Annotated in this window: 15 protein-coding genes; 6 read left to right on the top strand and 9 right to left on the bottom strand. The window is 55.1% G+C overall.

Annotated features, from left to right (window positions below; genetic code table 11):
* Positions 1-116: 116 nt before the first annotated feature.
* Both WIH05_RS09520 and WIH05_RS09515 read left to right on the top strand, forming a co-directional pair.
* Complete coding sequence (locus WIH05_RS09520) at positions 117-1,298, top strand: amidohydrolase (protein ID WP_215653375.1); 1,182 nt, start codon at positions 117-119, stop codon at positions 1,296-1,298.
* Positions 1,276-2,439 carry an amidohydrolase gene (locus tag WIH05_RS09515; RefSeq protein WP_337425305.1) on the top strand — a complete coding sequence of 388 codons (1,164 nt, stop codon included), beginning with the start codon at positions 1,276-1,278 and terminating at the stop codon, positions 2,437-2,439. Before WIH05_RS09520 ends, WIH05_RS09515 begins: the two co-directional genes overlap by 23 nt.
* A 70-nt stretch (positions 2,440-2,509) precedes the next feature.
* Here the strand turns inward: WIH05_RS09515 and WIH05_RS09510 are convergent, their stop codons facing one another.
* Positions 2,510-3,469, bottom strand: coding sequence for a P1 family peptidase (locus tag WIH05_RS09510; RefSeq protein WP_337425304.1), 960 nt, complete (start codon positions 3,467-3,469; stop codon positions 2,510-2,512).
* A gap of 44 nt (positions 3,470-3,513) precedes the next feature.
* Positions 3,514-3,969: a thioredoxin-dependent thiol peroxidase gene (gene bcp / locus WIH05_RS09505; RefSeq protein ID WP_158359761.1), complete on the bottom strand. Its 456-nt coding sequence runs from the start codon at positions 3,967-3,969 to the stop codon at positions 3,514-3,516.
* 239 nt (positions 3,970-4,208) lie between these two features.
* On the opposite strand from bcp, the gene WIH05_RS09500 reads away from it, so the two are divergent.
* Positions 4,209-5,096, top strand: a complete 888-nt coding sequence (locus WIH05_RS09500) for a cation transporter (RefSeq protein WP_337425303.1) — start codon at positions 4,209-4,211, stop codon at positions 5,094-5,096.
* A gap of 91 nt (positions 5,097-5,187) precedes the next feature.
* Positions 5,188-6,519: an MATE family efflux transporter gene (locus WIH05_RS09495; RefSeq protein WP_215653379.1), complete on the top strand. Its 1,332-nt coding sequence runs from the start codon at positions 5,188-5,190 to the stop codon at positions 6,517-6,519.
* Between the two features lie 398 nt (positions 6,520-6,917).
* Here the strand turns inward: WIH05_RS09495 and WIH05_RS09490 are convergent, their stop codons facing one another.
* Together WIH05_RS09490 and WIH05_RS09485 are read right to left on the bottom strand one after the other, a co-directional pair.
* Positions 6,918-7,079, bottom strand: a complete 162-nt coding sequence (locus WIH05_RS09490) for a hypothetical protein (RefSeq protein ID WP_252207511.1) — start codon at positions 7,077-7,079, stop codon at positions 6,918-6,920.
* Complete coding sequence (locus WIH05_RS09485; protein ID WP_337425302.1) at positions 7,076-7,612, bottom strand: recombinase zinc beta ribbon domain-containing protein; 537 nt, start codon at positions 7,610-7,612, stop codon at positions 7,076-7,078. Before WIH05_RS09485 ends, WIH05_RS09490 begins: the two co-directional genes overlap by 4 nt.
* Positions 7,613-7,618: 6 nt before the next feature.
* Here WIH05_RS09485 and WIH05_RS09480 point away from each other — a divergent pair, with 6 nt between their 5' ends.
* Complete coding sequence (locus WIH05_RS09480) at positions 7,619-8,080, top strand: hypothetical protein (protein WP_337425301.1); 462 nt, start codon at positions 7,619-7,621, stop codon at positions 8,078-8,080.
* A 69-nt stretch (positions 8,081-8,149) separates the two neighbouring features.
* Positions 8,150-8,689 (top strand): hypothetical protein, encoded by a 540-nt coding sequence (locus tag WIH05_RS09475; RefSeq protein ID WP_337425300.1) that lies wholly within the window; start codon positions 8,150-8,152, stop codon positions 8,687-8,689.
* A 126-nt stretch (positions 8,690-8,815) separates the two neighbouring features.
* On the opposite strand, the gene WIH05_RS09470 is transcribed toward WIH05_RS09475, so the two are convergent.
* Genes WIH05_RS09470 through opp1B form a run of 5 tightly spaced genes read right to left on the bottom strand, consistent with a single transcriptional unit; the run spans position 8,816 to position 13,134 of the window.
* Positions 8,816-9,748: a M14 family metallopeptidase gene (locus tag WIH05_RS09470; RefSeq protein ID WP_337425299.1), complete on the bottom strand. Its 933-nt coding sequence runs from the start codon at positions 9,746-9,748 to the stop codon at positions 8,816-8,818.
* Entirely contained in the window at positions 9,745-10,548 is an 804-nt protein-coding gene (locus WIH05_RS09465; protein WP_215653381.1) for a dipeptide/oligopeptide/nickel ABC transporter ATP-binding protein, read from the bottom strand. The genes WIH05_RS09470 and WIH05_RS09465 overlap by 4 nt, the downstream gene beginning before the upstream one ends.
* Positions 10,541-11,371, bottom strand: a complete 831-nt coding sequence (locus WIH05_RS09460) for an ABC transporter ATP-binding protein (protein ID WP_215653382.1) — start codon at positions 11,369-11,371, stop codon at positions 10,541-10,543. The genes WIH05_RS09465 and WIH05_RS09460 overlap by 8 nt, the downstream gene beginning before the upstream one ends.
* Positions 11,368-12,192: a nickel/cobalt ABC transporter permease gene (gene opp1C, locus WIH05_RS09455; protein ID WP_195614657.1), complete on the bottom strand. Its 825-nt coding sequence runs from the start codon at positions 12,190-12,192 to the stop codon at positions 11,368-11,370. Before opp1C ends, WIH05_RS09460 begins: the two co-directional genes overlap by 4 nt.
* A 3-nt stretch (positions 12,193-12,195) precedes the next feature.
* Positions 12,196-13,134: a nickel/cobalt ABC transporter permease gene (gene opp1B / locus WIH05_RS09450; RefSeq protein ID WP_215653383.1), complete on the bottom strand. Its 939-nt coding sequence runs from the start codon at positions 13,132-13,134 to the stop codon at positions 12,196-12,198.
* Positions 13,135-13,166 lie beyond the last annotated feature (32 nt).

Genomic DNA, 13,166 nt, shown 5'->3' with positions numbered 1-13,166 from the left:
TATATATTTTTTGTTTTTCCTCCCTATGTTCCATAATTTCTTTGACATTTTCACAAAAAATTTGTACAATAGTACTGATTTAGAGCTATGATCTAAGAAAGGAGCGTGCTTTTCAATTGCTGCTGATCAAAAATGGAAATTTAATCACCATGGCCGGTATGTATGAGCAGACCGGCGATATCCTGATCGACGACGGAAAGATCGTAAAGGTCGGCCAGGTGGGAGAGGTGCCGGAGGACTGCCAGATCATCGATGCCGCCGGACGCACCGTCACTCCCGGTCTTGTGGACCCCCACTGCCATGCAGGTCTATGGGGAACCGCCTGCCGCGAGGAAATGGACGGAAATGAGTATACGGAGCCGGTCCTTCCGGGACTGCGGGGCTTAGATGCCATCAACCCGGAGGATGCCACCTTTGACGCGGCTCTCCGCCAGGGGATCACCACCGTTGTGACCGGTCCCGGAAGCTCCAACATCGTCGGCGGAACCTTCTTAGCCATCAAGACCGCCGGCGAGGACATGGAATCCCGCCTCATCTGCCCGGAGCTGGCCATGAAAATGGCTCTGGGAGAGAACCCAAAGATGACCTTCGGAAACCGTGGAAAGGCTCCCAGAACACGGATGATGAGCGCCGCCCTGATGCGGGAGGAGCTTTTTAAGGCAAAGGAATATTATGAAAACTATAAGCTCCATGGCCAGGAGCCGGATTTCCCGTTCGACTTCCACCTGCACTCCTTAATGCGGGTATTTGAAGGAATGCGGGTCAAGATCCATGCCCATCAGGCAGACGATATCCAGACTGCTGTCCGCGTGGCCAATGAATTCGGCCTTCATTACTCCATCGAGCATTGTACCGAAGGATGGATGATCCCGGAATTCTTAAAGAAAAACAACGCCGAGTGCCTGCTGGGCCCCACCGTCGGCGGCAAGAGCAAGATCGAATGCCAGAACCGCTCCTATGAAGCCGGACGGATCCTGGAGGAGGCCGGAGTCACCTTCGCCCTGATCACCGACGCTCCCTTCGTTCCCATTGAGGACCAGCTCCTCCAGGTCATCCTTTATGTGAAAAACGGAATGTCCAGGGAAATGGGAATCCGCAGCGTGACCTTAAACGCTGCAAAGATCACAGATATCGACTCCAGAGTCGGAAGCATCGAGCCCGGTAAGGACGCTGACATCGTCATCTGGGATGTGGAACCGTTAGACACCATGTACCAGGCCGGTATCGTCCTCATCGACGGAAAGATCGCATATGAAAGAAAGGCAGGTGAAAGCAATGTTGATTATCAAAAACTGTAATCTGATCAACATGGCCGGAATCTACAAAGAGAAAAAGGATCTGGTGGTAAAGGACGGAAAGGTCCTTGATATCTGTGACGACGCCTGCCAGAAATACGGCCAGGGCAACGTGATCATCGACGCCTGCGGAAACTATGTGACTCCCGGTATCGTCGAGCCCCACTGCTCCCTTGGCGTCAAAGAAGAGGTCTTCCGGTTTGAGGGCAACGACGCCGACGAGACCACCGATCCCATTGTACCCCAGGTGCGGGCCATGGACGCCATCAATCCCAGGGACGAGGGCTTTAAAATGGCTCTGGCCGGAGGCGTGACCACAGCCGTTACCTGTCCGGGCAACGCAAACCCCATCGGCGGAACCTGCGCAGCCATCAAAACCACTGGCAATACGGTGGAAGAAATGGTCATGGTGCCTGAGATCGCCATTAAAATGTGCCTCACTGACGGAGTGAAAAATACATACGGCGGAAAGAGATCGCCCATGACAAGACTTGGCACGGCAGCCCTGATCCGCGAGGCTCTGATGAAGGCGAAACGCTATCATGACCAGTGGACCGCTTCCCAGAAGGATCCGGCAAATAAGCCGCCGAAATTCGATATGAAGCTCCACTCCCTGATGCGCGTATTCGACGGAATGCCCGTAAAATTCATCGCCAAGCGCGGCCATGACATGATGACTGCCGTGCGCATCGCCGAGGAATTCGGCCTCACCTATACAGTAGAGAACTGTGTGGATGCCTGGAGGATCACAAAGGATCTGAAGAAGCACAACGTCCGCTGCGTGCTGGGACCGGTCTACGGAGAAAAGAACAGTGAAAACCGTTACCGGGATCCCATTGCAGGCTTTGTTCTGGAAGAAAACGGCATCGAATTTGCCGCCACCACCGGCCATCCGGAAATGAACGTGGAGCTCTCCATGGTCCAGATGACGCTGATGGTGAAAAAGGGATTAAATCCCATGACAGCCCTGGAGGCCGTGACCATCAACGCAGCCCGCGCCTGCGGCCTGGAGGACCGGGTGGGAAGCTTAGAGCCCGGTAAGGACGCCGACATCGTCATCTGGGACGGCGATCCCTTTAACTTCTATACATCGGCTGCCACAGTCCTCATTGAAGGAAATGTGGTCTACCAGAAACAGCAGTAAAATTTCCATAAAAAACGCTCCGGGATCTGGCTGCCCTTGCGGCGCCTTTGTCCCGGAGCGTTCTTCTTTTTTATAGATCCCTGGCCGCCGGAAAACCATAGGCCGTCTCCGCACTCATAACAGCCCGGAGAATGGCTTCCGACATGACCTGAGCTGCCAGAGTACCCACCATGTCCAGATCCGCCTCCAGCGTCCCTGTGGACAGGGCATAGATACTGTCACCATCTGCCGTCGTATGGACCGGACGGATGGAACGGGCATAGCCGTTGTGGGCCATGGACGCGATCTTGCAGAGCTGGGTCTTGTGGAAGGCCGCATTGGTGATGACCGCGCCGATGGTGGTGTTGGCCACAAACTTATTTTTTACCACCTCATAGCTCTTATAGACCTCGTCCTCGGTACAAAGGAAGGACTTTTTATCCTTTTCCAGAAGTCCGGCAACCTTCTTACCATTCTTCCAGTCATAAATATCTCCCAGAGCGTTGACCGCCACAATGGCTCCCACCTGCAGCTCTCCGATCTGTACCGCGTAGCTTCCGATCCCCGACTTCATACAAAACTCCGGTCCGTAAAGCTTTCCCACAGTGGCTCCGGTCCCGGCACCGAAATTCCCGTCCCGGTAATTGCCCTTTTCCGCATTCTCACAGGCCGCATAGCCCATGGCCTTGTCCGGCCGGACCCGGTGATCTCCCACCATCAGGTCGAACAGGCAGGATTCGCACACCAGGGGAACCTTTGTGATCCCCACATCGAAGCCGATATTCCGCTCCTCCAGATACTCCATTACGCCTCCGGCCGCATCCAGCCCAAAGGCGCTGCCTCCGGACAGCAGCACCGCATGGATCGACTCTGCCGCCGCTGTGGGCTTCAAGAGCTCCGTTTCCCGGGACGCCGGACCGCCTCCCCGGACATCCAGCCCCGCTGCCATGCCCTGCTCGCAGAGGATCACCGTGCAGCCGGTGGCGGCGTCTTTGTTTTCTGCGCTTCCGATCTTGATGTTTTCCAGCTCCTGGATCTTTATTTCTTTCATTTGGGGGACTCCTTTCCTAGCGAATGATGCTGCACAAACCCAGCCTATTCCATCTCTCCCAGCATCTTCTCCGCATCATCTGCTGCCTTTACCTTATCATTGGCGCGGATGATGATGCCGTCCTCGTCAATGAGATAGGTGGTGCGGACCACGCCCATGGACACCTTCCCGTAATTCTTCTTTTCCTTCCACACATCGTAGGCCTCGATGACCGTCCGCTCCGGATCGGAAAGCAGAGTGAACGCAAGGCCGTATTTCTCCTCAAACCTTTTATGGGAGGCCACAGAGTCCTTGCTGACTCCCAGTATCACCGCGCCCTTCTCCATAAATTGCGGATAGCGCTCCGAATAGCCGCAGGCCTGCTTCGTACATCCCGGAGTATTATCCTTGGGATAAAAATACAGGATCACCTTTTTTCCTTTGTAATCCTCCAGTCTGTGCATGACTCCGTTCTGGTCCGGCAGCTCAAACGCCGGCGCTTTTGTTCCTGTTTCCAGCATTGCAGATCCCTCCTTGTGATTTCTCTTATCCACTATTTTAATCCATAACAGGCAGTTTTTCCACCGTTTTAAAGCAAACTTTCCTCCAGGCCCCGCCGGAGCGTATCACAGAAGCGTTCTTCAATAACTGTACATTTCTTCCAGCATTTGGTATAATGCTCTTTAAACCTTTGAGAAATGAGATGATACCTTGCCTGTATAAGCCTGAACACAGAAAATTACATTCAAAGAGGTGTCGTATGATCACAGAAAAGAAAGAAAAACAGATTTTAATGATGTCCTTTTTTTCGGGACTCCTGTTTGCCATCGCAGAATTTATTTTTGCCATATACAGCCATTCCCAGTCTGCGCTGACGGACGCTGTATATGATGCGTCGGAGCTGGTCTTCATTGCCCTGCTCCTATTCCTGACGCCCCTGTTCCATAAGCCCGTATCGGAAAAGCATCCCTATGGGTATTTCCAGCTGGAATCCATATTTGTCATAATCAAGGGCGTTATGATGCTGTCCGTGACCATGGGCGTGTCTGCGGAGGTTCTGGATTCCGCTTTATCCGGCGGTAATCCCATAAACAATGCCCAGGTCTCCCTTTTCCAGTTCTGCCTCGGCGCAGCCAGCATCATCATTTTTCTTCTGATGAAGCGGCTGAACCGGAACCTGTCCTCGCCCACCATCACCGCAGAGCTTCTGGGATGGAAACTGGATATTGTATACAGTCTGGGCATGTCCCTGGCCTTTTTCCTGTCCCGTTATCTGGAAAAAACGCCCCTGGGATTTATCACCCCATATTTTGACCAGATCGTGGCCGTCCTTGTTATGGTATTCATGCTTCCAGAAAGCATCAAGGTTCTGTGGAGCGCCGTCCGGGATATATTCCTGTTCTCGCCGGATGAGGAATTTATAAATGAGATCAAGGCCCTCTGCGGACCGGTCCTGGAGCAGTATCGCTTCTCCCCGGTTTTCTTCGATATCACGCGGACCGGGCGTCATCTGTGGGTCGCCGTATATTTTAAGATCGAAACCGGCAGCCTGAAGGTCCAGGACCTGTCCGACGCCCTGGATTCCTTAAATGAAAAGGCCCGGGAAAAATTCCAGGAATGCACCTGCGAGCTGATCCTAGTTCCTTAATCAAAAAATATTCAAAATCCCCCTTGACTATACTGTTACTGTACGGTTTATGATAAAAACATACCGTAACATGCAAGGAGGATTTTTATTTATGTCCGGTGAAAATGCATATCGACAGCCCGTTACCCTGAAAAACGTGCTGATGTTTTCCGTCCCTACCATCGTTATGACCGTGTTCATGTCCTTTTATACCATGGTGGACGGCCTGTTTGTATCTAACCTCATAGGAACTGATGCCTTATCCGCCGTCAATCTGACAGCGCCTGTGATCTCACTGGTCACAGCCATCTCCACCATGCTGGCCACCGGAGGGAGCGCCGTCATCATGCGGAAGGCCGGACAGCAGAAAGCCCAGGAAGCCAACGAAGACTTCACCTTTCTGATCGCTGTAAACGTGGCGGTGGGACTCATCATGTCCGGCCTGGGCTATCTGGTCATGGACCGCCTTTTTGGATCCATGAACCTGTCTCCCGCCGTGGCCGGCTACTGCCGTATCTATCTGAGCCGTTATCTGATCTTTACGGTTCCGATCCTTCTGATGAACAATTTCACCTTGTACATGATCGCCGCCGGAAAGTCCGCTCTTTCCATGGTCTGTTCCATTACGGGAGGAATTTTGAATATAGTCCTGGACTATGTCTTCATCTCCATATTGGATATGGGGATCGCCGGGGCAGCCATTGCCACAGGGCTGGGGTACTCCGTGACAGCAGTGGCCGGTCTTGTGATCTTTTCCAAAAAAGACTGCCTGCTCCATTTTGTAAAGCCCGTGTGCAGGATCAGGACCCTGATAAGCGCTGCTTCCAACGGAAGCTCGGAAATGGCGGCAGCTCTGGTGACTGGCATCGTCACCATGATGTTCAACTGGACCATGCTGAAATATGTGGGAGAAAACGGTGTGGCGGCCATAACCATCATCATGTACGTCCTGATGTTCGCCACATCCCTGTATACCGGCTATTCCTATGGCGTAGCACCCATGATCAGCTTCTATTATGGCGAGCAGAACCAGGATAAATTAAAGAAGCTGATCCGTCTCAGCATGAAGATCATCGGTTTCATTGGAGCGGCTGCTCTGATCGTCTCCCTGGCGGTCACAGAGCCCCTGGTGGCCATCTTCGCCCGGCCGGACAATCCCGTTTATGGCCTGGCGGTAACAGGAAACCGCATCTGCTCCTCCGCCCTGGTCTTCATCGGCTTTAACGTATTTGCCAGCGGCATGTTCACAGCCCTGTCCAACGGCCTGGTTTCCGCGGTTCTGGCCTTTTCCCGCTCCTTTGTGTTCATGGTGGCTGCCATGCTGATCCTTCCGGCCATCCTCGGCGTCACAGGCGCATGGCTGGCAACTCCAGCCGCTGAAGCTGCGGCGTTCTTACTGTCCGCTGTTATGTTTATAAAATACAGGAAAAAGTATCAGTATTAGGAAAGGAGGCTGCCGGCAGGCCGGGGATCCTAAGTCAGGGTCCTGGCCTGCCGGAAGACTCTCATGTTCAGAAAACTATATTATGTACAATATTTTTTATATGCTTTCATTATTTCCGACTGGATCTCATCTCTAAAACGCTTTGGTCCAATGATCTCACACCTGTTAATATGGCTCATTCCTGATATATCTTTCCACGTGTCCACTGTATTGAATATATATTAGTAAATGGAAAACTTGCTTACTATGCTAAAACTGACATCCGCGCTTTCAGTAAAATTGTATTTAAGGCAAACATCCTGTGTCATTAATATAGCAGCCTATAATACATCGCGACACACCTATTGTAAATGATTGGCCCAAAAGGTTACGGCAATTTTTCAGTGAATTGCCGTAACCTATGAAATCGCCTCCAATTCATGGAAGCGGAATTTGATGATGATCTCTTTTTCCTCGGTCAGCTCCACCCGTTCGATGAGGCTGACTAGCAGCTCCCGACTGGTGAGTGCCGAGTCCAGAAACTGCTTCACCAGTGCCCTGGCTTTCTCTTCGGTGTTCACCGGCTGCTTTGCAAGCTCTTCAGCCGATCTTCCAGAACCGTGCGATCCATTTTGACCTTCTGATAGATGCGCTGGAAGTCCTCTTCCAAGAGCAGACCGCTCAGCCGGTCCGTATACATCTGATCCAGGTTGGTGGTCTGAGCGGTGATTTTGGATTGCAGTGCCTGTATCTCTGCTTCACAGCTTGCCGCCTTGCTGGCGTTCTCCACGGCTTCTTTCGCAATCGGGCACAGCTTATCGGGATGCAGATAGGCCCGGCAGCCAAAGAACAGGCGATCCTCCCCAGCGGCATTCTTGCGGTTGAGTACTGCCATGGGGTAGCCGCATTCGTGGCAGAAGATCAATCCTTTCAGCAAGAAGTCATAGGTCCGGCTTCGGGTGTGCTTGCGGCTGTTCACCAGCAGCTGCACCTTTTGGAAGGCCTCCGGATCAATGATCGGTTCATGGGTCCCCTTCACCACCACCCAGTTTTCCGGCGATTGCCGCAGGCACTTTTGGGATTTATAGCTGATACCTCCCTGGTCGCAAGCCACGTCGCAGTGCTCAAGAGCTACCCCTTTATTGGCCTGATGGGGTATGCCGCCGGGGAAAACCCGTTAAGCTACCCGGAAGTCAAATACGCCATGGTGCTCCAGCTGGTCAACGCCGCGAAGCTGGTGGATTTCGTCATCCTGGACTGCAGTTCCAATATGGCGAATGTATTCACTCCCGCGGCGATTGAGGCGGGGGATCTGGTCATCCGTATTCTGACGCCCGACCTGAAGGGCGTGAATTACCTGAAAGCCCATCAGCCGCTTCTGGTTGACGGGCGTTTTCATTATAACGAGCACCTGTCGCTGGCCGGCATGGCCCGCCCCTTCCATGCGCTGGATGAGATGGGATATATCATCGGCGGCTGGGACGGGCTTCTCCCATACGGGAAAGAAATCGACCGGTGCGCCACCGAGGGGGGATGTTCCAGGCCATCAAATACTGCAATTCCAGATATACCGCTTCGCTGAGCAAGGTGCTGAAGGCGCTGGAGCAGCCGGAAGAAAACGAAGGATCCGAAGAAGAGGAGGAATCTGCTGATGAATAATCTCAACGATATTTTCTTTGCGCCCACGGCAAACCAGGAACTGACCTATGAACAGATCCTTGAGGATGTGCAGCGGTATTTCGCGGAACACCATGCGTCCACCATTGCGGAGGCCGGCGACGGCAACGCGGAACGGGCCGCCTCCCTCCTGAAAGAACTGATGATACCGTACATCGTCAAACGGAAATACGCCATTGAGGTGATCGAAGCCGGAGGGCGCAGCGTCAAAATCCCGGACAAGTTTTCCTCCCCGCAGCACGCCATTGATGTGGTGCGCCGGATGCTCAACGCCTGCGGCATGGTCATAGATGATACCATGCCCAGCGTGATCGGGTTCCTGGATAAGAATGTGCGCATCTCTGTGGACAAGACGCCCATTGTGGACCCGGAGGTTGGGATCAACGCCAGCATCCGTATCGTCAACCAGCAGACGGTTTCCGAAGAGAAGCTGCTGGACTCCGGCAGCGCGACAGCGGAAATGCTCCATTTCCTGACCGCATGTATCCGCTATAGGATCACCATACGGGGCTGAGAGAAAATGCTCACCGCCGCCACTGCCGCGGTCCCAAGCGATGAGACCATCAGCAGATCAGCGGCAGTGAGCATCATCAGCAACAGCCCTTCCGCTGCGGCGGGCCATGCCAACCGCCAAAATTCTTTACGGATGTCCATAGGCGATCAGCGGATCTCCGGCCTCGACGCCCAGACCGACAGTGTGGTAGAGAACGATCCCGTCAAACTCCGCCCGCACCTCCCAGATACACTGGCCGGCCAAGTCCTCCAACCGCCCCAGGAGCGCGCCTTGCCTGACGCGCTCGTTCAGGCCTACCGTTGGAAGCCATAGTCCGTTGGAGGGGGCTTCCACATAGCGGGCCTCCACGATTTCCTCCTGCTCCCGGGTTAGGTTTCCACCAGGCAGGATTTCCAGGTGACGCAGCAGGGAACGCACATCCTCGCAGCAGGCATCCACTTCCGGTTCAGACCAGGTTCCCATCCCGCCCCGCTCGATGAGAATGGCGGGGAGATTATTTTGCACGGCCCAACTGTAAAGGCCATTTTTCGCAGTGGAGCGGACCCGATAGGGTACCGTCAGCGCCTGGGCAGCCGTACAGGCGGCCTGATTCACCGCTTCCGTCCCCGCCGTTGGGAAGAACACCAACGGATAGAGCGCCTCGTTGCAGTCCCCGCTGTGAAGGTCGGCCAAGAAGTCGGCCGCCGGATAGAGAGTGGCTTCCAGCGCGTGAGCCAGCCGAACCGACAGGGTACCCGCCGGATCACCGGGAAAGGCCCTGTTTAGGTTGACCCCGTCCTCCGGCACTACCCGCTTTGCTCCAGCATAAAAGCCGGTAGGATTGGCCAGAGGCAGAAAGATCACGTTCCCGGACAACTCCGCCGGGTCCAACTCTGCCGCCAGACGGCGCAGGGCTTGGACTCCCACATACTCGCAGCCGTGGACCCCTGCCGTGACCACTAATGTCTTGCCTAGGGCGGCGCCGCACAGGCAGACAGTATCTAAGGACTGCGCACCGGGTACTGGAAGGGGAACCCTCTCCTTCTGTCCCGGCATCAATTCTATTCCGCAGAAAATCATACCGCATCCTTCCTTTCTTCCATATCGAATACCACGATGGACTCCAACAGCCGCCTGGCGTATTCGTCCTTTGCCTCGCTGATGCGGCTTACCGGGAGATACTCCGTCACATGGCCCTGGTAGAGGAAGAGCACATCATCGCAAAGATAAGTGATGGAGGTCAGGTCGTGGGTGATGAACACATAGGTCAGTCCCAGTTTCTCTTTCAGTTCCCGCAGCAGATCCATGATCTGGACCTGGGTGTGGGCGTCCAGAGACGAGATGGCCTCGTCAAAGAGGATGACCTCCGGACTGCAGGCCACCGCCCGGGCGATGCACACCCGCTGGAGCTGGCCGCCGGAGAGCTCATGGGGAAATCGTCCGGCGAAGTCAGCGGGCAGGCCCACCAGCTCCAGCAGCCGGGCAATTTCCCGGGGCCGGTCTAACCGGCGCTTTTCCCGCCGTTCCCGGACAGTAAGACCCTCACCAATGACGTCCTTGACCCGAAACCGGGGATTGGCGGAGGTGGTGTAGTCTTGGAAAACTACGCTAAGTTTGTTCTGCAGGTTCCGACGCCCGGCACGGGAGCCGTAGACCGGGATGCCATCCAGAAGGGCCTCGCCGCTGTCCGGCCTGAGCAGGCCGCACAGCACCCGGCCCATGGTGGACTTCCCGCTGCCCGACTCTCCCAAAATACCCAGGCAGGTCCCTTTTTTTACGGAGAGGGACACGTCGAACAGCACCTGCTGGCGGGTATGGCCGAATACCCTGTCCTGCCGTTCACTGCGAAAACTGACGCAGATATCCTTCAGTTCAAGCATAAGACTGCTCCTTTCCCGCCAGTACCTGCCGGTACCGGCGCATCACATCCGCCCGCTTTTCCACCAGCAGCCTGGTGTACGGGTCCTGCGCGTGGTGGAGGATGTGCTGAAAATCCCCCTCGTCCACCACACGGCCCTGGTTGAGCACCACGATTCGGTCCGCTACCCGGGAGATGGCGTTCAAATCGTGGGAGATAAATACCATGGCAGTCTGGTTTTCCTGCTTGACCCGCAAAAACTCATTCAGGATCTCATATTGAGTGATGGCGTCAATGGCGGTGGTAGGCTCGTCCGCAATCAGAAGGGATGGCTCCATAGCGGTGGCAATTCCAATCATGATCCGCTGGAGCATCCCACCGGAGAGTTGGTGGGGATACTTCTCCAATACTTCCTCCGGACTACGGATGCGCATTTTTTCCAGCAGTTCCAAGGAGCGGCAGCGAATCTCATCTCCGTCCCAGTTGTTGTGGGCGGCAAAGGTCTCAGCGATCTGGGCACCGATACGGTAGAGGGGGTCGAAGCAGGTCATTGGATTTTGTAGCACGACGCCCACCTTACCGCCCCGTAGGCGGCGCAGTTCCTCCCCAGTTTTCTCCAGCAAAGGCTCTCCCTGAAACATTGCCGCGCCGGACACGGAAAAGCCCTTGTCCAGCAGGCCCATAGCCGCCTTCATGGACATGGATTTCCCGCTGCCCGACTCTCCCAGAATACCCAGACACTCGCCCGGCTCTACCGCAAAAGAGACGCCCTTTACCAACTCTTTGGCGTGTCTGTGCTGCCGGAGGGTCACATGCAGATCCTTCAATTCAAAAACCGGGGTCATCGATCCACCTCCTTGGGGTCCAGCACGTCCCGGAGGGCGTCGCCCATCAGATTAAAGCAGCACACCAAGGCTACGATGGCGATACCTGGGGCGATCATCTGGGTGGGGTTGCTGGTCAAAACTTCCTTGGCCTCGTTGAGCATGGCTCCCCACTCCGGCGTGGGGGCCTGGACACCCAATCCCAGGAAGGACAGGGTGGAAATATTGATGATGGCCCAGCCCACATCCAGGGAGGCAAGCACTGCCAGATCGGAGGTAATAGAGGGCAGCAGATGACGGAACAGGATAAACCGCTCCGGCATCCCCACGCAGCGGGAGAATTGGATGAAGTTGCGCTCCCGGTACTGCATGACGCCGGTGCGGATCATACGGGCGTACCAGGCCCATTTGATAAATACGTTGGCGATGATGACGTTCTGCACATTGATGCCCAGCAGGCCAACCACGGCAAACACCATGATCTGGCTGGGAAAGGAGAGCATCACATCCACTACACGCATGATGACCTCCTCCACCACGCCCCGGAAATAGCCGGCCATGATGCCCAGTACCGCCCCCAGGGCGATAGTCCCCAGCATGGTCAGCAACGCCAGGCCAAGCGTGGGCCGGATGCCGTAGATCAGCCGGGAGAGGACGCACCTGCCCAGATGGTCGGTACCCAGGGGGTACTCCATGCTGTAAGGCGCGAATTTGTTGAGGATATCAGTAGCATAAGGGTCGTGGGGGGCCAGAACGGGGGCGAGTATGCCGATCAGCCCGATCAGCAGGACTACAGCCACGGTGATGACCGCAGCGCGGTTGTGTAAAAAGCGTTTACCCAAAATTCAGCCCTCCCTTCTCAGCCGGGGGTCGGATACGGTCTGCAGGATGTCAAATACCAGATTGAATACCACAAACAGCACGCCAATAAACAGCACATAGGTCTGGATCACCGGCAGATCCCGGTTGAAGATCGAACTGATGCACAGGGTCCCCAGCCCCGGCCAGGAGAACACATTCTCCACTACAATAGTGCCGGCAATCATCTGGGGGATGCTCATACCCATGGCCACGATGCAGGTGTGCATGGAATTTTTGAGCACATGTTTCACCCAGATGGAGCGCTGGGGCAGGCCGCGGACGTTGGCGTAGAGCACATAGTCCTGCTTCATATTCTCCAGCATATTGTTGCGGATGAGCCGGATGTAGGTGGAAATGTAGCTCAGTGCCACAGTAAAGGCGGGGAGGATCAGGTGACGCAGCGTACCGCTGCCGTTGGTGGGCAGCAAGCCCAGCTTAACGCTGATCAGCCACATGAGCAGCAGACCCACCCAGTAGGCGGGCATGGCGGTGGTGACAAAGACCAGCCCCCGCATCAGTTTGTCGAACCACCGGTCCTTATACACGGCGCAGAGAAAGCCGATAGGAATGCTCAGCAACAGCACGATGACGAAAGAGGCTGCCGCCAGCTGTAAGGTGGCGGGCAGGCAGCGGGCCAGCTCTCCGGCCACCGTGCGGGCAGGGTTGACATAGCTGATGCCAAAGTCCACCTGCAGGCAGCCGAGCACCCAGTCAAAATAGCGTACCAGGAAGGGCTTGTTCAGCCCAAGCATCTCCTCCATCTCGGCGATGGCCTCCTCAGTGATGACAGGCATTTGCTGCACCCGCAGAGCCACCTCCGCCGGGTTGGAGGGAATGATATTGATGAATACAAAACAAACAAAAGAAATGGCCAGCAACAGCGGGATCGCCATTAGCAGCCGACGGATCACATAGCGTTTCATGGATGCCCCTTTCTACTTCATATCACAGAACC

It is taken from the genome of Alitiscatomonas sp. (assembly GCF_037242085.1).
GTDB lineage: Bacteria > Bacillota > Clostridia > Lachnospirales > Lachnospiraceae > Alitiscatomonas > Alitiscatomonas aceti.
This window is presented reverse-complemented; position numbering and strand designations above follow the sequence as displayed.

Coding starts and splice junctions, on each gene's coding strand:
- WIH05_RS09475 (WP_337425300.1), top strand. CDS start 8,150: ATGAATAATCTCAACGATATTTTCTTTGCGCCCACGGCAAACCAGGAA.
- WIH05_RS09460 (WP_215653382.1), bottom strand. CDS start 11,371: ATGACCCCGGTTTTTGAATTGAAGGATCTGCATGTGACCCTCCGGCAG.
- WIH05_RS09495 (WP_215653379.1), top strand. CDS start 5,188: ATGTCCGGTGAAAATGCATATCGACAGCCCGTTACCCTGAAAAACGTG.
- opp1B (WP_215653383.1), bottom strand. CDS start 13,134: ATGAAACGCTATGTGATCCGTCGGCTGCTAATGGCGATCCCGCTGTTG.
- bcp (WP_158359761.1), bottom strand. CDS start 3,969: ATGCTGGAAACAGGAACAAAAGCGCCGGCGTTTGAGCTGCCGGACCAG.
- WIH05_RS09465 (WP_215653381.1), bottom strand. CDS start 10,548: ATGCTTGAACTGAAGGATATCTGCGTCAGTTTTCGCAGTGAACGGCAG.
- WIH05_RS09470 (WP_337425299.1), bottom strand. CDS start 9,748: ATGATTTTCTGCGGAATAGAATTGATGCCGGGACAGAAGGAGAGGGTT.
- WIH05_RS09510 (WP_337425304.1), bottom strand. CDS start 3,469: ATGAAAGAAATAAAGATCCAGGAGCTGGAAAACATCAAGATCGGAAGC.
- WIH05_RS09515 (WP_337425305.1), top strand. CDS start 1,276: ATGTTGATTATCAAAAACTGTAATCTGATCAACATGGCCGGAATCTAC.
- WIH05_RS09500 (WP_337425303.1), top strand. CDS start 4,209: ATGATCACAGAAAAGAAAGAAAAACAGATTTTAATGATGTCCTTTTTT.